The organism is Crossiella cryophila (assembly GCF_014204915.1).
GTDB lineage: Bacteria > Actinomycetota > Actinomycetes > Mycobacteriales > Pseudonocardiaceae > Crossiella > Crossiella cryophila.
In genome coordinates, this window is record NZ_JACHMH010000001.1 from 609,331 (window position 1) to 629,929 (window position 20,599).

Consider the following 20,599-nt stretch of genomic DNA (forward strand, 5'->3'; position numbering starts at 1 on the left):
GGATCAGGCGAAATGGAAAAACTGAACAGGATCAGGGCGCGGTGATCACCTGACGCACCCTGGTTCGCAACCGCTCGTGCACGGTGCGCAGCCGCTGCCGGTCCGCGCGCACCTCCACCACCCGGATCCCCGGCCCCGGCCGCAGCGCGTCCCGGAAGTCCGCCCCATCGGCGGCCAGCCGGTACGGCACCCGGTACCCGGCGCACAGCGCGCCGAGGTCGGAGCCGTGCGGGGTGCCGAAGACCCGCTCGAAGGAGGCCGAGTGGTCCGGCGCGCCCTGTTCCAGCAGCGAGAAGATGCCGCCACCGTCGTCGTTGAGCACCACGATGGTCAGGTCCGGCCTGGCCTCCAGCGGGCCGAGCAGCAGGCCGTTGAGGTCGTGCAGGAAGGTCAGGTCGCCCAGCAGCGCGTAGCCGTGGCCGACCCTGCTGTCCGCGCTGACCGCGCCGAGGGCCGCGCCGATCGCGCTGGAGACGCTGCCGTCGATACCGGCCACGCCCCGGTTGGAGATCACCACCGGCCCTGACCGGCGGGCGCCGACCAGGTCGATATCGCGCACCGGGTTGGAGCTGCCCAGGAACAGCACCGCGTCCTCCGGCAGTTCGGTCATCAGCGCGCGGGCCACGTGCAGGCCGGTCGGCCAGGTCTGCTCGGCGAGCAGCTCCTCCACCGCGACCGAGGCCAGCGCGTCCGCCCGCTGCCAGTCGGTGAGCCAGGCCGGGTCGCCGGGGTAGGTCTCGGTCCAGGTGCGGCTGGTCAGGTCCGCATCGTCCATGGCGGCGAAGTTGAGGTCGTCCAGGCCGAGGTGGTCGGAGACGTGCGTGGCCACGTGCTGCGGGTCGGCCCAGCCCTGGCCGCTGCGCACCACGTGCACCACCGGGGCCTGCTTGAGCAGCCGCTGCACCCCTCGGGAGAGGGTCGGCCTGCCGATCACCACCACCGAGTCCGGGTGCAGCCGCTCGGGCAGCTCGCCGGAGTTGAGCAGCAGCGAGCCGTGCTGGAGCACCACCGCGCCGGAGGCCACCGGGCCGCCCATCGCGGTGGGTTCGGTGACCACCGGCCAGCCCAGCTTGGCCGCCACCTCGCCCGCCGCGTGCCCGGTGCCGAAGTCGGTGTCGCCGACCACCACCAGGGTGCGCGGGCGCAGGTGGAAGATCGGCCCGCCGCCCAGCGGATCACTGCTGATCACCCCGGGCCGGACCGAGGTCCAGCGCTCCTGCTCCGGCCGCCCGGCCAGCGCCTCCGGCCAGTCCAGCAGGTCGCCGTCGGGCACCAGCGGCTCGCGGAAGGGGATGTTCACGTGCACCGGCGCCCCGGCGTCGGCCTGGGCCACCGCGCGGCAGACCAGCCCGCGCCACACCCCGTTCTGCCCGGCGCGGCGCTCGGCCACCGGGAAGTCGATGGTGGTGGCCGCGCTGGCGTAGACGCCGTTCTGCTGGATGGTCTGGTTCGCGCCGGTGCCGTAGACCTCCGGCGGCCGGTCCGCGGTGACCACCAGCAGCGCGGCGCCGGAGTGGTACGCCTCCAGCACCGCCGGGTGCAGGTTGGCCACCGCGGTGCCGGAGGTGCACACCACGGCGGCGAACCCGCGCCGGTGTGGCCGGTGCGCCAGTCCCTTGGCCAGGCCGAGGGCGAGGAAGCCCGCACCGCGCTCGTCGATGCGCACGTGCAGGGTGAGCCTGCCTGCCGTCGCGGCCTCGTAGAGGGCGAAGGACAGCGGAGCGTTGCGCGAGCCAGGGCAGAGCACGACATGACGCACGTCGTTGCGGATCAACTCGTCAACGACGACCCTGGCCTGCGCTGTGGAAGGGTTCACGGTCGCTTCGGGAACTTCCCGAAGTCGGGCTTGCGCCGCTCGGTGTAGGCGTTGCGGCCTTCCTGCGCCTCTTCGGACATGTAGAAGAGCAGGGTCGCGTCACCGGCGAGCTGCTGGATGCCGGCCAGGCCGTCGTCGGCGGCGTTGTGCGAGGCCTTGAGCATGCGCAGGGCCAGCGGCGAGTGCTGGAGCATCTCGCGGCACCACTGCACGGTTTCCTTCTCCAGGTCCTTCAGCGGCACGACGGTGTTGACCAGGCCCATCGCCTCGGCCTGCGCCGCGTCGTACTGCCGGCACAGGTACCAGATCTCGCGGGCCTTCTTCTGCCCGACCATCCTGGCCAGCAGACCCGAGCCGTAACCACCGTCGAAGGATCCGACCTTGGGTCCGGTCTGGCCGAACTTGGCGTTGTCCGCGGCGATGGTCAGGTCGCACACGATGTGCAGCACGTGGCCGCCGCCGATGGCGTATCCGGCGACCATCGCGATCACCGGCTTGGGCGTGCGCCGGATCTGGATCTGCAGGTCGAGCACGTTGAGGCGGCCGATGCCCTTCTGCGCGACCTCGTCCTCGCCGATGTAGCCGTCGTTGCCGCGGATGCGCTGGTCACCGCCGGAGCAGAAGGCCAGATCGCCCTGCCCGGTCAGGATGATGACGCCGACCTGGTCGTCGTCGCGCGCGCGGTTGAAGGCGTCGGCAAGCTCGAAGAGGGTTTGCGGCCGGAAGGCGTTGCGCACCTCTGGCCGATTGATCGTGATCTTGGCGATGCCCTCGGCGGTCTCGTACCGGATGTCGCGGTAGTCGCCGTCGGACTTCCAGTCGGCGGCAAGCTCGATCGAGGAGTGGGCGGGGTCGGTCGCGGTCACAAGATTAGGCTAACCCTGATGCGCCCCCGTCCGATTCTGACCCTGACCTGCGACAACAGCGCGGGTTGTGCACGTGATGCTCACCACGCCCTGCGCGCCGCGCTGGAAGGCGGTCCAGCGCTGTTGCCGCTGGCCCCGGGCTTGGCCGGGGAGAGGGTGGCCGCCGCGCTGCGCCCGGAGCAGGGTGAGCAAGACCTCGATGTGGCACTGATCGTGCCCACCTCCGGTTCCACCGGGACACCCAAGGGCGTGCTGCTGACCGAGGCCGCGTTGCGCGCTTCGGCCGCGGCCACGCACGAGCGGCTGGGCGGTCCTGGCCGCTGGCTGCTCGCGCTGCCGGTGCACCACATCGCCGGACTCCAGGTGCTCACCCGGTCGCTACTGGCCGGTTTCGACCCCTGCGTGCTCGATTCGGCCGAGGGTTTCCGCCCGGACGCCTTCGCCGCCGCGGCCGGTCCGGCACTGGCGGCCGGGCGGGCTTACACCGCGCTGGTGCCGACCCAGCTCTCCCGGCTGATCGCCGAGGGCGGCGCCGGGCTCGCCGCGCTACGCGGGTTCGCCGCGGTGATCGTCGGCGGTGCGGCCACTCCCCCGGCCCTGCTGCGCGCGGCCAGGGCCGCCGGAGTCGCGGTGACCACCACCTATGGCATGAGCGAGACCGCGGGCGGCTGCGTGTACGACGGGCGGCCGCTGACCGGCGCGCGGGTCCGGCTGGGCCAGGGCAACGCGGTCGAACTGGGCGGGCCGATGCTGGCCAGGGGCTACCGGCTGGCGCCGGAGGTCACCGCGGCTGCCTTCGCCGACGGCTGGTTCCGCACCGGTGACCTGGGCCGGTTCGCCGCGGACGGGCGGCTGGAGATCCTCGGCCGGGCCGACGACGTGATCATCACCGGTGGCGAGAAGGTGCCACCCGCGCTGGTCGAACGCGCGCTTACCGACTGTCCAGGCGTGCGGGAGGCCTGCGTGGTCGGGGTGCCGGATCCGGAGTGGGGACAGGCGGTCGCGGCCGTGGTGGTGCCCGCCGAGTGGGGCGAACCGCCGTCGGCCGACCAGCTCCGCGCGGCGGTCCGGGAGGTCGCCGGGCGGGCCTGCACGCCGCGCCGGGTGCTGTTCCTGCCCGAGCTGCCGCTGCGCGGACCGGGCAAGGTGGACCGGCGCGCGGTGTCCGAACTCCTGGGCGAGGACGACTGATTACTCCGAACTGGTTACCAACTTTCAACTGATTCATGTGATTCGTTGACAGATCACCACTTGTCCGGCTTCCCTGTTCGAGCGATCCGGACATGCGGCCCCTGCTGCGGTTGATCCGCTCCGCGTGCTCCGGGGAACGGAGCGATCATGCGCGCCCCGAACACGGCCGGAACCCGATTACTCGGCCTCGCAATGCCAACGATTGCCCTGCTCGCCCTGCTCAGCGCCCCAGCCGTCGCGGCCCCCGCCGGACCACCGACGTGGACCCCTGACCTGACCGTCATCGACGAGGACGACAGCAACGTCAGCACCACCGGCGGCGCGGTCACCCTTGGCGGCACCGCGGCCGAACACGCCAGCGCCCGCACCGGCCTGGCCACCGGCTTCCTGCAGCTCACCCCGCACACGCTCGACCAGCCCGTCAACCGCGTCGCGGCCGCCGTCCGCAGCGAGGTCCCGGCGGGCGCCGAACTGGCCATCGACATCCGCGGCCGGCTCGGCGAGGACGAGTGGACCGAGTGGGCCGAGGCGAAACCCGGCGAGCCCGCGGTGATCTCCGCGCCCGCCAAGGTGATCCAGGTCCGGGTGGCACTCACCGCGCCCAAGGGCCAGACGCCGAAACTCACCGCGCTCACCCTCAACGCCGACCTCGCACCGAGCGCGCCGTCCGCACAGGGCGCTGCGGGCCTGAGCTACCGGGTGTTCGCCACCAGGGAGGGCCTGGTCGGCGGCACCACCGCGAACGGGCACGTGATCGTGGCCAGGGACCACTTCGTCGCGCTGCCCTCCCGGCGCGGCCTGGCCAGCAAGGGCACCGGCACCTACAGCGTGAAGGTGTGCGCGGCCAACGGGCGCTGCGAATGGGCGCCGGTGTGGGACGTGGGCCCGTGGAACATCAAGGACGACTACTGGAACCCCTCGGCCACCAGGGAGATGTGGAAGAACCTGCCGCAGGGCAGGCCACAGGCCCAGGCGGCCTACCAGAACGGCTACAACGGCGGTAAGGACGGCTTCGGCCGGACCGTGGCCAACCCGGCCGGGATCGACCTGGCCGACGGCACCTTCTGGGACGGGCTCAAGCTCACCGACAACTCCTGGGTGACCGTGGAGTACCTGTGGACCGCCGGCGGGACCTTCGGCACTGTCCGCACCGGCGGCGACGCCCTTAACGTGCGCACCGGCGCGAGTTCGGCCAACGCGCAGGTCGGGTTGGCCGCCAACTTCGCCAGGGTCAAGGTGGAGTGCCAGGTGACCGGGGAGAACGTGACCGGGACCCAGGGCACCAGCAATGTCTGGTTCCGGATCAGCGCCGGGAAGTTCGTGTCCAAGGCCTACCTCGCCGGGGTTGGCACGGTCGGTCGCTGCTGACCGGACGGCGCGTGCCCGCCCGCGCGGGGGCGGGCACGCGTTCCCACCAGCCGTGTTGCAGGATGGCGGCATGCCGACAGTCGCCCAGTGGGTTGAAGGTGCTCGTCTGCGGACCCTGCCGAACGCGGTCGCGCCGGTGGTGGTCGGCTCCGGGGCCGCGGTCGCGGTGGACGGGTTCAACGGGTTGCAGGCCGGGCTGTGCCTGCTGGTCGCGCTGAGCCTGGTGATCGGGGTGAACTTCGCCAACGACTACTCCGACGGCATCCGCGGCACCGACGACAACCGGGTCGGCCCGCTGCGACTGGTCGGATCCGGCGCCGCGGAGCCGAAAACGGTGCTGCGCGCGGCGCTGGTCTGCTTCGGCCTGGCCGCGGTCACCGGCCTGACCATCGCGGTGACCTCGGGCAACTGGTGGTTCATCCCGGTCGGCGCGATCTGCATCGCGGCGGCCTGGTTCTACACCGGCGGCAAGCGCCCCTACGGCTACGCGGCCATGGGCGAGATCGCGGTGTTCGTCTTCTTCGGCCCGGTCGCGGTGCTCGGCACGCTCTACATCCAGGCTGGCGAGATCAGCGGCGCCGGCATCGGCGGCGCGGTGGGCGCCGGCCTGTTCTCCGCCTCGGTGCTGGTCTCCAACAACCTGCGGGACATCCCCTCGGACCGGGAGACCGGCAAGCGCACCCTGGCCGTGCTGCTCGGCGACCGGGACACCCGAGGGCTCTACACCGCGCTGGTGGTGGTGCCGTTCCTGCTGACCACGCTGGTCGGCTTCCGGCAGCCGTGGGCGCTGCTCGGCTTCCTGGCCGCGCCGCTGGTGTTCTTCTCGCTGCGCCGGGTGCTGCGCGGCGACACCGGGATGCAGCTGATCCCGGTGCTCAAGGACACCGCACTGGCCATGCTGGTGTGGTCCCTTGGCACCGGGATCGGGCTCACGCTGGGCTGATCACCAGGAGTCGTGCCGCAGCACGATGTTCTCGCCGCCGTCGTCGTCATCATCGTTGTTCCGGCGCTGGGACTGGCGGTGCGCCTCCAGCACCTCGTCCAGGGTGTGGCCCTCCTGGAAGAGCTGGTAGGTGGTGCCCATCCGGCCCAGATTGGGCTCCAGCGCGGCGCGCACCTCCGGATCGTCGTAGGCCCGGCCCTCCAGCACGTCCCGCCAGCTGAGGTCACCGGCCTCGACTTTGGCCCGCAGCGCGCGGAGTTCGGCCGGCGCGTCCGGCTTGGCGGCCTCCCGCTCGATCGCCCTGATGTCCTCCTCGGTGGCGGTGATCTCGGCCGGGCGCAGGCTGTCCTGCAGTTCCTGGGCCGAGCGCAGCACCTCCTCCATGGCATCCATCGAGGCGTCCAGCTCGGCCTCGGCGCGGCGGACCTCCGGGGTGCGCCAGTCCTGGTCGGGAGTGCTCATCGCGGGTTCGCTCCAGCCGGTTTCCGCAGGTGGTCGTTGAGCGCCTTGGCGTCCTTGCCGGTCTCCCGGCCTGCGGCGCGGGCTTCCTTGGCCGAGTCACCGATGCCGCGGGCGTCGTCGCGGATGCTGGTGGCCCCGTCCTTGATGTCGGTGGCGCTCTGCTTGAGGTCCTTGCCGACCTCGATCGCGTCGCCGACGCTGCGCACGTCCTTGATCTTGCCGAGCTGGGAGGGCACCTGGGAGATGGTGTCGTGCAGCTGCTTGGCGGTCTCGATGATCCGCTTGACCGCCTCGACGATCTCCATGATCTTGCGGTAGATCTGGTAGGCGTCCCAGATCAGCTCGGCCGCCTTGATCCAGCCGTAGGCCGGGATCCACGCCTTCTTGATCGCGTCGATCAGCTTGTTGACCAGGAACTTGATCAGATCCAGGGCCTTCTGGCAGAGCTTCTTGGCGCCCTCGGCGACCTTGTCGAAGCCCTTGGCGATCAGCTTGGCGACCTGGGCCTCGGCCAGCAGCCCCGCCTTCCACACCGCCTTGACGAACACCTCGTGCGCGACGGCGGCCGCGCCCTCCCAGGACTCCCTGACCTGGTCCACGCCCGCGTTGAGGTTGGCGGACATGACGTCCATCGCCTCGGCCCCGGTGCGCCAGGCGTCGCCGTTCATCTGGATGCGGGTGTAGTCACCGGTGATCGGCATGATCACCTTCTGCACGATGCTCTCGCCGGTGACCTTGGTGAAGGCCCAGTCCACGGCCTGCACCTGCCAGCCCTGCTCCTTGATCAGCTCCTCGATCTTGGCGCCCGAGGTGTCCTCAGGCGCCTTGAGCACGCCGCCGAGGTCGGTCTTGTCCGCGTAGCCGGTGGCCATCAGGCACGCACCTGCCCGAGCTGGTCGTTGATCCGGGCGAAGACCTGCGCGACCTGCTGGTCGGTGCGCTCGTAGTCCGCCGCGATCTGGGCCATCCGCTCGGCCGAGCCGTGCATCCGGTCCTGCCCGAAGTCCAGCGCCAGGTCGTAGGCCCCGCGTACCAGGTCCACCCCCGGCTGCAGGATGGTGAGCAGGCCGGTGAAGCCGCTCTTGTCGCAGCCGTGCTGGTGCAGGTAGTTCTTGACCTGGTCGAACTGACCGGCCACGGTGCCGAGGTAGGCCGCGTAGGCCTTCAGCTCCTCGGTGTTGTGCCGCTGGACCATGTGCTGGACCCCCGATGCGCGCCGTCACTGACCGCGGTTGGACGGCGCGAGGCTACCCAGGGTTCCCGATCAGTCGCGGACGGCCCACTCGCCACTGCGGTGGAACTCGGCCACGGTCGCCGTCGGCTCGGTCAGGTCGAGTTCCTGGGCGGCCAGCCACTCGTCGTTGTAGTAGGTCGGCGCGTACCGCTCGCCGCCGTCGCACAGCAGCGTGATCACGCTGCCCGCCCTGCCCTGCGCGCGCATCTCGGCCACCAGCTGGAAGGCGCCCCACAGGTTGGTGCCGGTCGACCCGCCGACCCGCCGCCCGAGCAACTCCTCGGCATGCCGGATCACCGCGATCGAGGCCGCGTCCGGCACCTTGATCATCCGGTCGATGACCTGCCCGACGAAGGAGGGCTCCACCCTGGGCCGCCCGATGCCCTCGATCCGGGAGCCACGCAGGCCGGTCAGCTCCGGATCGCTGTCCCGCCAGGCGTCGTAGAAGACCGAGAACTCCGGGTCCACCACGGCCAGCCTGGTGCGCAGCTGCCGGTAACGCACGTAGCGCCCGATGGTCGCCCCGGTGCCGCCGGTGCCCGCGCCGACCACCACCCACTCCGGCTCCGGGTGCCGCTCCAGCCGCATCTGCTCGAAGATCGACTCGGCGATGTTGTTGTTCCCGCGCCAGTCGGTGGCCCGCTCGGCGTGGGTGAACTGGTCCATGAAGTGCCCGTCCAGCTCCGCGGCCAGCCGCCGGGACTCGTCGTAGATCGCACCGGGCGAGTCGACGAAGTGGCAGCGCCCGCCCTCACGCTCGATCAGCGCGATCTTCTCCGCCGAGGTGGAGCGCGGCATCACCGCGATGAAGGGCAGGCCGAGCAGCCGGGCGAAGTATGCCTCGGAGACCGCGGTGGAGCCGGAGGACGCCTCGATCACCGGGGTGCCGCCGACCACCCAGCCGTTGCAGATGGCGTAGAGGAACAACGACCGGGCCAGCCGGTGCTTGAGCGAGCCGGTGGGGTGGGTGGACTCGTCCTTGAGGTAGAGGTCGATGCCCCACTCCGGCGGCAGCGGGTAGGCGAGCAGATGGGTGTCCGCGCTGCGGTTGGCATCCGCCTCGATGATCCGGACTGCCTCGTTGACCCAGCTCCGGGTCTTGTCACAACAACGATCCACCACGGCCATGCCCGCAGCTTAGGCGGCCATGGTGAACGGCCGGTTCAGCCCTCGCCGCGGAGCTGGGCGCGCAGCCGGGCGCGCTCGTCCTTGCGCTGCACACCGCGTTCGGCCAGCCCCTTGGCCACCCGCTGGCGCAGGCTGCCGAAGAGCACGAAGGACAGCGGCAGCGCGGTCACGAAGGCGACCGCCAGTGCGACCAGCAGCGGCACGCCGACCGTGGCCAGGATCGCGGCGAACAGGACCACCAGGCCGAGACGGGCGACGGTGTAGAGCGCCAGGTCTCGGTTCAGGGTGCCGCTGGTGTCCGGCGTGTCGGTGACCTCCACGGGACTGAGGCTACGCGCCGCGGTTCGGGCTGTCGCCGGGTGGCGGGTCGGCGATGGAGCCCGGGGTGTTCGGGCGGCCCTCGAACCGGGTGCTGAGCACCACGGTGGTGCGGGTGCGGGCCACCCCGTCGATCCGCCGCAGCCGGACCAGCGAGCGCTCCAGGTCGTCCACGGTGGACACCCGGATCTTGACCACGAACGCCTCGTCGCCGGCCACCGCGTAACAGGACTCGACCTCGGGCAGGGCGGCCAGGCTGGCCGCGATCCGGTCCTCGTCGCCGGTGTCGGAGGGGTGGATGCCGACCAGCGCGGTCACGCCCAGGCCGACCGCCATCGGGTCCACCATGGCGTGGTAGCCGGTGATGACGCCGGAGTTCTCCAGCTTGCCCACCCGCTCGTGCACCGCCGAGGCGGACAGCCCCACCTGTCGGCCCAGGTCGGCGTAGGTCGCCCGCCCGTTGGCCCGAAGCGCCGCGATGATCTGCCGATCCACGAGATCCATGGCAGCAGACCCTATGTGCTCCGATGATGGGCCGTTCGAGTGACCGATTCGTCCCTTACCTGCCCATTACCTACAGACAAACGTTCGAGTACCTGAAGGGTGAAATGCCACCATTCCTCCGAGTACGGACCCGAGGATCTCGGGCCCGTGGTGAGGAGGGAAAAGTGACCACCATGCGTCCGGCGCCCCGTCCCGCGGGAGCGGAGCGTCTGCTTACGCCAGGTGAGGTCGCCGGTCTGTTCCGGGTGGACCCCAAGACCGTGACCCGGTGGGCCACCGCTGGCCGCATCGGTTCGATCCGCACGCCTGGCGGACACCGTCGTTTCCGGGAGTCCGAGGTCAACGCGCTGCTGGCGGAACTCACCACGCCGGGACCAGCACTGGGCTGAGCTGCCAATGGTGACCAGGATCACCGCGGCGAGAACGGCCGGAGACGGCCCGTTCTCGCCGATCGGCTTTTAGCTCTCTTTACCTTTCGGGTGAACCTCGGGGTGCGCCGCCCACCAGGCGGCATAGCTCGGGTTGGCCCCCACCAGGCCCAGGTAGGCGTCCACCGCGGCCTCCCTGGCCAGCGGCTCGTCCACCGGGCCGGTCTCGCTCCAGGCCACGTCCAGCCGCCGCACCAGCGGGTCGCCGCGCAGTGGCCGGATCACCAGGCCGAGTCCTTCCCTGGCGGTGGCCTGGGCCAGGCTCACGCACAGGCCGCTGGAGACCGCGCCGCGGGCCGCGCTGGTCTCGGTGGCGTGGTGCCTGATCAGCGGCTCGAAGCCGGCCTCCTGGCAGCGGCGGCGCAGGTGCGCGGTCTCGCCGGAGTCCATCAGCGGGTCCACGATCCAGGGTTCCTTGGCCAGATCGGCCAGGTCGATCACGGTCTCGGCGGCCAGCGGGTGGGTCTCGGCGACCGCGACGAAGACCGGTTCCACCGGCACCAGCGGGGCCCGGCGCACCCCGGCCACCGCGGGCAGGTCGTGGCCGCTGAACTCCTCCACCACGGCCACATCCATCCTTCGGCCGCCGAGCAGGCCCAGCATGGCGAAGCTGGATTGCTCAGCCAGGCTGTGCACCTCGATCTCGCCTGGGTAAAGACGTTGCAATGACAGCGCGAGCCGGGCGGCGATCGGTCCGGGCACGCTGCCGACCTGGACCTTGGTCACCCCGGCCGCGGTGCCCGCCTTCCCGGCCCAGGACCGTAGCTCGTCCAGTTCGGCCAGCACGGTGCGCGCCTTGGCCAGCACGAACCGGCCGACCGCGGTGGGCGCGACGCCCTCGGCCGAGCGGTCGAACAGCGGCGCGCCCATGCTGGTCTCGATCCGCCTGAGCTGGGCGGACAGACTCGGCTGGGACAGCCCGAGGGTGGCGGCGGCCTTCGAGACACTGCCGGCATCGGCGACGGCGAGCAGCACCCGGAGGTGACGGACCTCCAGTTCCATAACCCGCATGCTATGGCCAGCCGGGATGTGTGCAAGGTCATTCCGGGCTGCCAAGGTTGAGCCACAGCGGCAGGCAGAAGGACAAGAGCAGCCTGGGAACCAAGGTGGCCTGGAACCCACGGCGCCCCTGCCGCAGGACCCCGGCGGGGTCGGTTGGATCACTAAGGGCGATCCACCGGCCTCACCGGGGTCTTCTTCTTGTCCTTACGGCGCCCTTTCGCGGCCAACCCCACTACGCCGGCTTCCGTTAACCTCGGTGTCGGGTATGTGAGAGGAGGCAGCGTTGCTGTACCTGTACCTGCTCGCGGTCATCGGGGCGGTCACCGTTGGCGCGCTGATGTGGCGGGCCTTCGGTCCGGAGAAGCGCCCGCGCAGCTACCGCGCGGCGGGTGGTCCGCTCGCTCCGGATGACGACCCGGACTTCCTGCGCAGGCTGGATGAGAACCGCCGGGACCAGAAGCGCAAGGACACCGACGAATGAGGTGAGACCAGCCGGGGCGACTGCCAGCCGCCCCGGCGCGGGTCAGTGGTTCCGGAAGCTCAGCGGGCCCGGGAACGGGCGACCGCGTGCGGGAAATCGTCGGCCACGGTGGCGGCCAGTTCCAGCATGGCGATCCGGGTGTTCGGCGCGAGGCGTTCCAGTTCGATCTCCGCGCCCTCTTCCAGGTGCGGGTCGAACGGGATCCGGCAGACCGCGCGGCAGCGGGCCGCGAAGTGCTCGCTGAGCCGGTCGAGGTCGACCTTGCCGGAGCCGGGCCGGACCGAGTTGATCACGGCGACCGAACGGGAGACCAGTTCGCGGTAGCCGTGCGCGTCCAGCCAGTCCAGGGTGGCCGAGGCGCTGCGGGCGCCGTCCACCGAACCGGAGGAGACGATCACCAGCGAGTCGGCCAGTTCCAGCACGCCCTTCATCGCGGAGTGCATCAGGCCGGTGCCGCAGTCGGTGAGCACGATGTTGTAGAAGACCTCGAGCAGCGCGACCGTGCGGCGGTAGTCGTCCTCGCTGAACGCCTCGGACACCGCCGGGTCCTGCTCGCTGGCCAGCACCTCGAGGCGGCTGGGGCCCTGGGAGGTGTAGGCGCGCACATCGCTGTAGCGGCGGATCCGCTGCGCGTCCCGGAGCAGGTGCCGCACGGTGGCGGTGGTCTCCAGCGGGATCTTCTGCGCCAGGGTGCCGCGGTCGGGGTTGGCGTCCACCGCGACCACCCGGTCCCCGCGCAGCGAGGAGAAGGTGGAGCCGAGGCTGGCCGTGGTGGTGGTCTTGCCGACCCCGCCCTTGAGGCTCAGCATGGCGATCTTGTAGCAGCCGTGCACCGGCTGGTTGACCCGGGTGATCAGGTCCCGGCGCTGGATGTCGGCCGGGCTCTCACCGAGGTTGAGCAGGTGGCCGGATGCCTTGTAGACCGCCCGCCGCCAGCCTGCCGATGGCGGCCGCTTGGTCTGCCGGAGCAGCTGCTGGGAGGACAGGTCCTGCTGGCCGCCGGGGTGCTGCGGGCGCGGCTGGGCCAGCGCCTGCTGCGGGTAGCCGGGCGGCGGGGCCTGCTGCGGCTGGTACTGCTGCTGCGGCTGGGGCTGGTACGCCTGCTGCTGCGGCTGCGGGCCGGAGGCGGTCTGCTCGACGTAGTAGGCGCCGGAGGTGTTCGGGTCGACCTGGTGCGGGCCGGAGGGGCCACCGCTGACCGGGTAGGGCCCGGAGGGGCCGCCGCCGACGGAGTACGGACCGGACGGGCCGCCGCTGACCGGGTACGGGCCGGAGGCGCCGCCACCGACCTGATAGGCGCCGGACGGGCCGCCGCCGACCTGGTTGGGGCCGGAGGTGGACGGGTCGACCCGGTAGGGGCCGGACTGACCGCCACCCACCTGGTAGGCGCCGGAGGTGGACGGGTCCACGTACAGCGGTTCCTGCTGTTGTCCCTGCTGCTGCTGCTTTTCCGGCGGCACCCACTGGACGTTCTGGGTCTCGGGCTCCTCGTACCGTCCGGTCACCGTTGGAGTCCTCCATCGCCGGCATCGCGTTTGTCAACTCCTGCGACGGTAGCCGCCAGGGCGGGGGACGTGCGAGCCGGGGTGGCGGTGTGTCGGGTCAGACTCCCGCGTAGGAGTGCAGGCCGGCCACCACCATGTTGATGAAGAACAGGTTGAACACCACGGTGACCCAGCCGAAGATGTTGATCCAGGCGGCGGGCTTGCCGCGCCAGCCCGCGGTGGCCCTGGCGTGCAGGTAGGCGGCGTAGACCACCCAGGAGACGAAGGCGACGGTCTCCTTCGGGTCCCAGCCCCAGTAGCGGCCCCAGGCGGATTCGGCCCAGATCGCGCCGGCGATGATGCCGAAGGTGAGCAGCGGGAAGGCGAACACGGTCACCCGATAGGAGATCCGGTCCAGCGCGTCGGCCTCTGGCAGTTTGCTGGCGACCCGGACGAAGCGGGCCGGGTTGGCGTCGTGGGCCTTGCGCACCAGGTACAGCATGCTGGTCACGCCGGGCAGGATCAGCAGCCCGCTGCCGATGACGATCACCGAGACGTGGATGACGATCCAGTACGAGCGCAGCGCGGGCACCAGCGGCGCGGCCTTGGCGTAGAGCACCGCCCAGGCCAGGAACAGCAGGATCACCAGTGGCAGCAACACGAACAGCCCGAGCCTGCGGATGTTGTGCCTGCGCAGCAGCACCAGCCAGGCCACCACGCCGACCAGGGCCACCGCGGAGACGTACTCGTACATGTTGCCCAGCGGCATCCGCTCGGTGGCCAGCCCGCGCAGCAGCAGCGAGGCGAAGTGGAACACCGCGCCCAGCCCGGTGAGCAGCACCGCGATCCGGCCTGCCCGCTCGGGCACGGTGGCCCGCGGCGGCTCCACGATCACACCCGGCCGCGGCGGCTCCGGCGCGACCGGCGCACCCGCGCCGACCAGCTGCCCGGCCTCGGTCCGCGCCGGCTTGCGCCCGAAGGCGTACTCCGCGGCGTAGGCGCCCATGGCCAGCACGTACACGGCCAGGCCACTGGCGTAGGACCAGTCGCTGTAGGTGGACAGGGTCTCGTTGACCGCCATCACTTGTCCTTTCCACGTGCCGCGAACAGCTCGGTGGCCACTCGGGTGAACTCCTCGCCGTACCCAGCCTGGTCGGTCCGGGCGAGCCCGCCGACCTCAATCAAGGTACGACCATCCCCGGCCGGGCTCAGCCGGACCCACAGCCGCCGCCGCTTGATGATCAGCGACAGGCCGAGTCCGACCAGCACCGCCAGCCCGGCCAGCAGCACCGCGAACTGGGCCGGGTCGGAGGAGACCTGCAGCGAGACCCACTGCTCGACCCCGTCGAAGCGGACCTTGGTGCCGTCGTCCAGGGTGACCTCCTCGCCCATGGCGAGGTTCTTGCGCAGCACCTTGGTCAGCCTGCCGGAGTCGACCATGGACTTGTCGATCTCGAAGATGGACTGGCCGCGGCCGGACTCGTTGCCGAGGTCGCCGCGGTAGATGTCCACCGCCACCGCGGGGTCGCGGGCCTCCGGGAAGATCGAGGTGAGCACCGAGCCGTGGTAGCCCGCGGTGGGCGCGAACAACCCGGTGATCGCGAGCTGCTTCTTGCGCCGTTCCTCGGAGTCGGTGACGCCAGGCGGGTCGAACTTGGTCGCGCCCTCCGAGAGCAGGGTGACCATGTCCATCGGCTTCCACTGCACCTGCCCGACGCGCTGCTCACCGCCGGGGAAGGTCACCACGAAGCGGGGCGCGTAGCCGGTGCCGAGCAGGTAGACCCGGTCACCGGAGAGGCGCACCGGGGAGTTGACCTCCAGCTCGGCGGTGCGCCAGTTCGGGCCGGACAGCTCGTGCGCGTCCTGGTAGGCGACCTGGGCCCGGTAGCGGTCCGGCTGCAGGTCGTCGAAGTAGCGGCTCTCCATGCTGTCCACCCGCACGCAGAACGGGTTCAGCTCGGTGCCGTCCACGGTCAGGCCCGGCCGGAAGGAGTCGTAGGCGTAGATGCCGGAGTTGCAGAACTGGGAGCCGTTGGCCAGCACGATGACCTGGCCCTCGTAGCCGAACAGCTTGCCTGCTGCCATCCCGAGCAGCAGCGCGACCAGGGCGAAGTGGAAGACCAGGTTGCCTGCCTCGCGGGTGAAACCGCGTTCGGCGCTGACCGTGGCCACGCCCTCGTCCTCGGTGCGCTCGATCTTGCGCCAGCCGCGCAGGGTGCCCTTGGTCGCGGCCAGCACCTGCTCGACCGAGCCGTCCACGGTGGTGCTGCCGTGATGCGGCATCCGGGACAGGTTGCGCGGCACCAGCACCGGCTGCTGGCGGAGCTGGCGGGCGTACTCCACCGTGCGCGGCAGCAGGCAGCCGATCAGCGAGACGAACAGCAGCACGTAGATCGCGGCGAACCAGGGCGCGCCGTAGACGGCGAAGAAGCCGAGGTCGTCCAGGATCGGGCCGAGGGTGGGGTACTGCTTGATGTACTCGGCGACCTTGACCGCGTTCAGCGAGTACTGCGGCAGCAGCGCGCCGGGCAGCGCGGCCACCGCGAGCAGGAACAGCAGGATCAGCGCGGTGCGCATGCTGGTCAGCCCGCGCCAGGTGTTGCGGCCGAAGGCGAGCACGGCGGCGGCGCGGCCCTGCCGCTGGGGAGTGCTGGACTCGGTCATCTCTTCGCTCACAACGGCAGGGTGAAGTCGGCGACAAGGCTGATCTGGATCCAGGACACCAGCTGCCCCCACAGGCCGGTGACCAGCAGCACGCCCACCAGCACGAGCATCCCGCCGCCGAAGAGCTGCACCCCTCGGGTGTGCCTGCGCAGCCAGCCGGTGGCCCGCACCGCCCAGCGCGCGCCGAGCGCGAGCACCAGGAACGGCAGGCCCAGACCGAGGCAGTAGGCCAGGATCAGCACGATCCCGCGCAGGCTGCCGCCGCCGGTGCCGGCGGCCACGGTGACCACGCCGGTGAGCATCGGGCCCATGCACGGCACCCAGCCCAGGCCGAACAACGCGCCCAGCACCGGCGCGCCCGCCAGGCCGAGGCGCGGCACGTGGTGCGAGCGCACATCGCGTTGCAGCATCGGCACCAGGCCCATGAAGACCAGGCCCATGAAGATGGTGATCACCCCGCCGACGCGTTGCAGCAGCGGGCCGTTCTCGATCAGCGCGTCGGCCAGGCCGAGCACGCCGAGCATGCCGATGGCGAAGACCACGGTGAACCCGGCCACGAACAGCAGCGCCGCCCCGGCCACCCGCCAGCGACCGCGGCGGGCCTCGGCTGCTTCGTCGGCGTTGATCGGCGGCTGGTCGGCGCCGACGAGTCCGGCCAGGTAGGAGAGGTAACCGGGGACCAGCGGCACCACACACGGAGACGCGAAGGACAGCGTCCCGGCGAGCACGGCCACGAGGGCCGCGAGGAAGAGCGGCCCCGAGATGGCTAGCTGGGTGGCGGGGTCCACGAGTAGCCAGAGTACGTAACTCGACCGAGGACCTGCTTGCCAGGGTCCGACCATGGACGCAGCTGCTGTTTTCCCCGGGTTGGGTCATGACCCTTGACACACTGTCCAGTTGGGACGAACGGAGTCTGGTTCCGGCGGCCCAGGGCACCTAGCGTCTACCCGTGCTTCGCCCTCTCGCCGCACTCGCCGGCGCGCTTTCCAGTGCCGCCCTCCTGCTCTCGCTGACCCAGCCGGTGGCCGCCGCGCCCCAGCGGTTCGAGCTACGCGAGGTCTTCTCGCCGGACGGCACCATCAGCAAGGTCCGGGTGCCGGTCGCGCCGAACCAGCCCGAGGTGGCCGACGAGATCCTGGCCCAGATCGGCATCGTGCATAACACCGGACCCTCCGACCAGCGCTTCGACCTGGTCTTCGTCGGCGACGGCTACACCATGGCCGACTTACCCGCCTACGAGCAGCACGTGCGGGAGAAGTGGGCCGAGCTGGCCCAGGTGGAGCCGTTCAAGTCGCTGACCGGGCACCTCAACGTGTGGCGGGTGGACGTGGTGTCCACCGACTCCGGCGTTGACCACGACCCGGCCCAGGGCGTGCTCAGGGAGACCGCGCTGGACATGGGCTTCTGGTGCCAGGGCCGCAGCAGCACCGAGCGGCTGCTGTGCGTGAACGAGGGTGCGGCCCAGCAGTACGCCGCGCTCGCCCCGCAGGCCGACCAGGTGATCGCGCTGGGCAACACCGCCAAGTACGGCGGCGCGGGCGGTCCGGTGGCCACCGCGGCCGGCGGCAACCCGCAGGCCGGGCAGATCGCCATCCACGAGCTGGGCCACTCCATGGGCGGGCTGGCCGATGAGTACTTCTCCCCCGGCGACCCCTACGCGGGCCCGGAGCTGGCCGAGCCGAACGCCTCCGTGCTGACCGAGGCGCAGATGCGCGAGCAGCGGGTGAAGTGGCACGCGCTGATCGGCCAGCCGACCCCGGACGGCGGCGTGATCGGGGTGATCGAGGGCGGGCGCTACCAGGAACGCGGCATCTTCCGGCCCAGCCAGGACTCGATCATGCGCACCCTCGGCCGGGAGTTCAACCTGATCGGGCGCAAGGCGATGACCGACGCCATCCTGGCCAAGTCGCAGCCGCCGGTGGACCCGCTGGCCCTGCTCCGGCAGCTGCGACTGCTGCCAAGCTAGCTATTTCTCCGCGGCGATCTCTTGGACCACCGGCAGCAGCTCGCTGTCGGTGAGCTTGCTCAGGAACACCGCGGCCACCCGGTGCTGGCGGTCCAGCACCAGGGTGGAGGGCACCGCGTTGCGCGGGTAGCCGCGCAGGCCCAGCAGCGACCGGCCCGGCGGGTCGTAGATCGACGGGTAGGTCTGCTTGTGGTCGCGCACGAAGTCGGCCGGGGCGCTGCGGATCTCATCGCGCACGTCGATGCCGAGGAACTGCACGCCGGAGTCCTTGGTCTGCTCGTAGACCCGCTCCAGGTCGTCCACCTCGTCCCGGCAGGGCGAGCACCAGCTGCCCCACAGGTTGAGCACCACGACCTTGCCGCCGAAGTCGGCGACCTTGAGCGTCTTGCCCTGCTCCAGCAGGCTGTCCCCGCTGATCTCGGGCACCTTCTGCCGCTGTTCGGGCGCGTACCGGATCCGGGACTGACCGCCGGGGGCGACGAACTGGAACTCGCCGCCGCCCGCCACCACCGCGTCGGTGCCGGTGGCGCATCCGGTGAGCGCCAGGGCCGCCACGAGCACGGCCGGGAGCAGCCGCCTCATGCCCCGGTCACCCTCGGGTCGGTGCGGCCGACCGGTTCGCTGTAGACGATCCGGACCAGTTCCTCGTCCTGGAAGACCAGGCTGGTCAGCGAGGCCAGCGAGCACTGGCGGCGGCGCGGGTCGTGCCACATCCGGCGCCCCTCCAGGAACCGGCGCACGGTCCAGATCGGCAGCTGGTGGGACACGCAGACCGCCTCGTGGCCTGCCGCGGCCACCCTGGCCCGGTGCACCGCGCCGAGCATCCGGTGCGCGATGTGCAGGTATGCCTCGCCCCAGGACGGGCGGAACGGGTTGTACAGCTTGGGCCAGTGCCGCGGTGAGCGCAGCGCGCCGTCGCCGACGGAGACCTTGAGGCCCTCGAACTTGTTGCCGGACTCGATCAGCCGGTCGTCCACCGCGACCTCGAGCTGGTGCGAGTCGGCCAGCGGCCGGGCGGTCTGCTGCGCGCGCTCCAGCGGCGAGGCGACCACGTGCGTGATGTCCCGCTCGTTGAGGTGCTCGGCGACCAGCTTGGCCTGCTGCTGCCCGGCGCCGGAGAGCCGGAACCCCGGCAGGCGGCCGTAGAGGATGCCGTTGGGGTTGTAGACCTCGCCGTGCCGGAGCAGGTGGACCACGGTGCGCGTCACGAGTTCTCCTTGGCTGCCGCCGCGGCCGCCGCTGCGTGCGGCAGGGCCTCGGTGATCCGCTCGAAGGCCGCGTCATCCAGTGCCGCGGAGACGAACCACGCCTCGAAGGCGCTGGGCGGGGCGTACACGCCACGAGCCAGCAGCTCGTGGAAGAACGGGGCGAACCGCCAGGTCTGGGCCGCCTTGGCGCCCGCGTAGTCGCGGACCGGGTCCTCGGTGAAGAACACGCTGACCAGGTTGCCCGCGTACTGCACCCGGTGCGCGACACCCTCGGCGGTGAGCGCGTCGCCCAGCAGCGAGCCGAGCTTGCGCGCGTTGGTGTCCAGCGCGGTGTAGACCTCGGCGGTGGCGTTGCGCAGGGTGGCCAGGCCCGCGGCGACCGCGACCGGGTTACCGGAGAGCGTGCCCGCCTGGTAGACCGGCCCGGCCGGGGCCAGCTTGGCCATCACGTCCGCGCGCCCGCCGAAGGCCGCCGCGGGCAGCCCGCCGGACATGACCTTGCCGAAGGTGTAGAGGTCGCCCGCGACCCCCTCCACGCCGAACCAGCCCGCCGAGGAGACCCGGAACCCGGTCATCACCTCGTCCATCACCAGCAGTGCGCCGTTGGCCGTGCACAGCTCCTTCAGCAGGGCGTTGAAGCCCGGCTCCGGCGCGATCGCGCCCATGTTGCCGGCGGCCGCCTCGGTGATCACACAGGCGATGTCCGCGCCGTGCGTCTCGAACACGGTCCGCACCGCGTCGAAGTCGTTGTAGGGCAGCACCAGGGTGTCCTCGGCGGTGGCCCCGGTGACACCCGGCGTGGTGGGCAGGCCCAGCGTGGCCACCCCGGACCCGGCCTCGGCCAGCAGCGCGTCCACGTGCCCGTGGTAGCACCCGGCGAACTTGACCACCTTGCGCCGCCCGGTGAACCCGCGGGCCAGCCGGATCGCGCTCATGGTGGCCTCGGTGCCGGAGTTGACCAGCCGCACCTGCTGCACCGGCGCCACCCGGGAGATGATCTCCTCGGCCAGCTCGATCTCGCCCTCGGTCGGCGTCCCGAAGGACAACCCGCTGGTCGCGGCGGTGCGCACGGCCTCGACCACCGCGGGATGCGCGTGCCCGAGGATCATCGGCCCCCAGGAGGACACCAGATCGACGTACTCGAAGCCGTCAGCGTCGGTGAGATAGGCGCCCTGGCCCGACACCATGAACCGCGGCGTGCCGCCCACCGACTGGAAGGCCCGGACCGGCGAGTTCACCCCGCCCGGCGTGGCCTTGGCCGCCCGGTCGAATAGCGCGCGGGAGGTGGCGACGGAGGCTTCGTCACTGCGTTTGCTCACTGGCGTCGACGTCACCGGTCCAGTGTCGCAACCCCCGGTCGGGTGGTGTCGTGGGGGCTGTCAGCACTCGACCGCCATGATCACGATGACGTGGACCGATTCGGTCCGGTGCTCCACCCTGGCGAACGCGTTCCCACCCGGAACATCGATCCGGTGTTTGGTGTGGTTCCCGGACGGCGGCGGATTCCGCGCCCACACCGAGATGGCACCCCGGATC

The 20,599-nt window shown here is 71.2% G+C and carries 22 protein-coding genes; 6 read left to right on the plus strand and 16 right to left on the minus strand.

Features of this window, described 5'->3' with window-relative positions; all coding sequences use genetic code 11:
• Nucleotides 1-31: 31 nt before the first annotated feature.
• The gene (menD, locus tag HNR67_RS02850; RefSeq protein WP_185000575.1) at nucleotides 32-1,816 is read right to left on the minus strand and encodes a 2-succinyl-5-enolpyruvyl-6-hydroxy-3-cyclohexene-1-carboxylic-acid synthase; all 1,785 of its coding nucleotides are present in this window, start codon (nucleotides 1,814-1,816) and stop codon (nucleotides 32-34) included.
• Nucleotides 1,813-2,682: a 1,4-dihydroxy-2-naphthoyl-CoA synthase gene (gene menB, locus HNR67_RS02855; RefSeq protein WP_185000576.1), complete on the minus strand. Its 870-nt coding sequence runs from the start codon at nucleotides 2,680-2,682 to the stop codon at nucleotides 1,813-1,815. The genes menD and menB overlap by 4 nt, the downstream gene beginning before the upstream one ends.
• An 18-nt stretch (nucleotides 2,683-2,700) precedes the next feature.
• Here menB and menE point away from each other — a divergent pair, with 18 nt between their 5' ends.
• The 3 genes from menE to HNR67_RS02870 all read left to right on the plus strand — a co-directional run bounded on the left by menE (nucleotide 2,701) and on the right by HNR67_RS02870 (nucleotide 6,184).
• Nucleotides 2,701-3,873 (plus strand): o-succinylbenzoate--CoA ligase, encoded by a 1,173-nt coding sequence (menE, locus tag HNR67_RS02860; RefSeq protein ID WP_185000577.1) that lies wholly within the window; start codon nucleotides 2,701-2,703, stop codon nucleotides 3,871-3,873.
• 192 nt (nucleotides 3,874-4,065) lie between these two features.
• On the plus strand, nucleotides 4,066-5,241 hold the full coding sequence (locus HNR67_RS02865; protein WP_185000578.1) for a hypothetical protein: 1,176 nt from the start codon (nucleotides 4,066-4,068) through the stop codon (nucleotides 5,239-5,241).
• Between the two features lie 70 nt (nucleotides 5,242-5,311).
• Nucleotides 5,312-6,184: a 1,4-dihydroxy-2-naphthoate polyprenyltransferase gene (locus HNR67_RS02870; protein ID WP_185000579.1), complete on the plus strand. Its 873-nt coding sequence runs from the start codon at nucleotides 5,312-5,314 to the stop codon at nucleotides 6,182-6,184.
• Here HNR67_RS02870 and HNR67_RS02875 read toward each other — a convergent pair whose 3' ends face one another.
• The 6 genes from HNR67_RS02875 to HNR67_RS02900 form a co-directional block, all read right to left on the minus strand.
• The gene (locus HNR67_RS02875) at nucleotides 6,185-6,646 is read right to left on the minus strand and encodes a hypothetical protein (RefSeq protein WP_185000580.1); all 462 of its coding nucleotides are present in this window, start codon (nucleotides 6,644-6,646) and stop codon (nucleotides 6,185-6,187) included.
• Entirely contained in the window at nucleotides 6,643-7,518 is an 876-nt protein-coding gene (locus HNR67_RS02880) for a hypothetical protein (RefSeq protein ID WP_185000581.1), read from the minus strand. Before HNR67_RS02880 ends, HNR67_RS02875 begins: the two co-directional genes overlap by 4 nt.
• Nucleotides 7,518-7,841: a hypothetical protein gene (locus HNR67_RS02885; protein WP_185000582.1), complete on the minus strand. Its 324-nt coding sequence runs from the start codon at nucleotides 7,839-7,841 to the stop codon at nucleotides 7,518-7,520. The genes HNR67_RS02880 and HNR67_RS02885 overlap by 1 nt, the downstream gene beginning before the upstream one ends.
• A 69-nt stretch (nucleotides 7,842-7,910) precedes the next feature.
• Nucleotides 7,911-9,008, minus strand: coding sequence for an L-cysteine desulfhydrase Cds1 (gene cds1, locus HNR67_RS02890; RefSeq protein WP_185000583.1), 1,098 nt, complete (start codon nucleotides 9,006-9,008; stop codon nucleotides 7,911-7,913).
• A gap of 35 nt (nucleotides 9,009-9,043) precedes the next feature.
• Nucleotides 9,044-9,328, minus strand: a complete 285-nt coding sequence (locus HNR67_RS02895) for a DUF4229 domain-containing protein (RefSeq protein WP_185000584.1) — start codon at nucleotides 9,326-9,328, stop codon at nucleotides 9,044-9,046.
• A 10-nt stretch (nucleotides 9,329-9,338) separates the two neighbouring features.
• A complete protein-coding gene (locus tag HNR67_RS02900; RefSeq protein ID WP_185000585.1) occupies nucleotides 9,339-9,830 on the minus strand; it encodes an Lrp/AsnC family transcriptional regulator in 492 nt (163 codons plus the stop codon).
• Nucleotides 9,831-10,003: 173 nt separating this feature from the next.
• On the opposite strand from HNR67_RS02900, the gene HNR67_RS02905 reads away from it, so the two are divergent.
• Complete coding sequence (locus tag HNR67_RS02905) at nucleotides 10,004-10,219, plus strand: BldC family transcriptional regulator (protein WP_185010062.1); 216 nt, start codon at nucleotides 10,004-10,006, stop codon at nucleotides 10,217-10,219.
• 69 nt (nucleotides 10,220-10,288) lie between these two features.
• On the opposite strand, the gene HNR67_RS02910 is transcribed toward HNR67_RS02905, so the two are convergent.
• Nucleotides 10,289-11,260 carry a LysR family transcriptional regulator gene (locus tag HNR67_RS02910; RefSeq protein WP_185000586.1) on the minus strand — a complete coding sequence of 324 codons (972 nt, stop codon included), beginning with the start codon at nucleotides 11,258-11,260 and terminating at the stop codon, nucleotides 10,289-10,291.
• 283 nt (nucleotides 11,261-11,543) lie between these two features.
• Between HNR67_RS02910 and HNR67_RS02915 the strand changes: the two genes are divergently transcribed.
• Nucleotides 11,544-11,741, plus strand: coding sequence for a hypothetical protein (locus HNR67_RS02915; protein WP_185011798.1), 198 nt, complete (start codon nucleotides 11,544-11,546; stop codon nucleotides 11,739-11,741).
• Nucleotides 11,742-11,800: 59 nt separating this feature from the next.
• Here the strand turns inward: HNR67_RS02915 and HNR67_RS02920 are convergent, their stop codons facing one another.
• The 4 genes from HNR67_RS02920 to HNR67_RS02935 all read right to left on the minus strand — a co-directional run bounded on the left by HNR67_RS02920 (nucleotide 11,801) and on the right by HNR67_RS02935 (nucleotide 16,677).
• Complete coding sequence (locus HNR67_RS02920; RefSeq protein ID WP_312986297.1) at nucleotides 11,801-13,246, minus strand: MinD/ParA family ATP-binding protein; 1,446 nt, start codon at nucleotides 13,244-13,246, stop codon at nucleotides 11,801-11,803.
• A 97-nt stretch (nucleotides 13,247-13,343) separates the two neighbouring features.
• Nucleotides 13,344-14,306, minus strand: a complete 963-nt coding sequence (ccsB, locus tag HNR67_RS02925; protein ID WP_185000587.1) for a c-type cytochrome biogenesis protein CcsB — start codon at nucleotides 14,304-14,306, stop codon at nucleotides 13,344-13,346.
• Complete coding sequence (resB, locus tag HNR67_RS02930) at nucleotides 14,306-15,889, minus strand: cytochrome c biogenesis protein ResB (protein WP_185010066.1); 1,584 nt, start codon at nucleotides 15,887-15,889, stop codon at nucleotides 14,306-14,308. Before resB ends, ccsB begins: the two co-directional genes overlap by 1 nt.
• An 8-nt stretch (nucleotides 15,890-15,897) precedes the next feature.
• Complete coding sequence (locus HNR67_RS02935; RefSeq protein ID WP_185000588.1) at nucleotides 15,898-16,677, minus strand: cytochrome c biogenesis CcdA family protein; 780 nt, start codon at nucleotides 16,675-16,677, stop codon at nucleotides 15,898-15,900.
• A gap of 161 nt (nucleotides 16,678-16,838) precedes the next feature.
• On the opposite strand from HNR67_RS02935, the gene HNR67_RS02940 reads away from it, so the two are divergent.
• The gene (locus tag HNR67_RS02940; RefSeq protein WP_185000589.1) at nucleotides 16,839-17,855 is read left to right on the plus strand and encodes a M64 family metallopeptidase; all 1,017 of its coding nucleotides are present in this window, start codon (nucleotides 16,839-16,841) and stop codon (nucleotides 17,853-17,855) included.
• Here HNR67_RS02940 and HNR67_RS02945 read toward each other — a convergent pair whose 3' ends face one another.
• From HNR67_RS02945 to hemL, 3 genes are read right to left on the minus strand one after another with little or no spacing between them, the layout of a single operon-like run.
• Complete coding sequence (locus HNR67_RS02945) at nucleotides 17,856-18,437, minus strand: TlpA disulfide reductase family protein (RefSeq protein ID WP_185000590.1); 582 nt, start codon at nucleotides 18,435-18,437, stop codon at nucleotides 17,856-17,858.
• A complete protein-coding gene (locus tag HNR67_RS02950; RefSeq protein ID WP_185000591.1) occupies nucleotides 18,434-19,063 on the minus strand; it encodes a histidine phosphatase family protein in 630 nt (209 codons plus the stop codon). The genes HNR67_RS02945 and HNR67_RS02950 overlap by 4 nt, the downstream gene beginning before the upstream one ends.
• On the minus strand, nucleotides 19,060-20,397 hold the full coding sequence (gene hemL / locus HNR67_RS02955; RefSeq protein WP_185000592.1) for a glutamate-1-semialdehyde 2,1-aminomutase: 1,338 nt from the start codon (nucleotides 20,395-20,397) through the stop codon (nucleotides 19,060-19,062). Before hemL ends, HNR67_RS02950 begins: the two co-directional genes overlap by 4 nt.
• Between the last annotated feature and the right edge of the window lie 202 nt (nucleotides 20,398-20,599).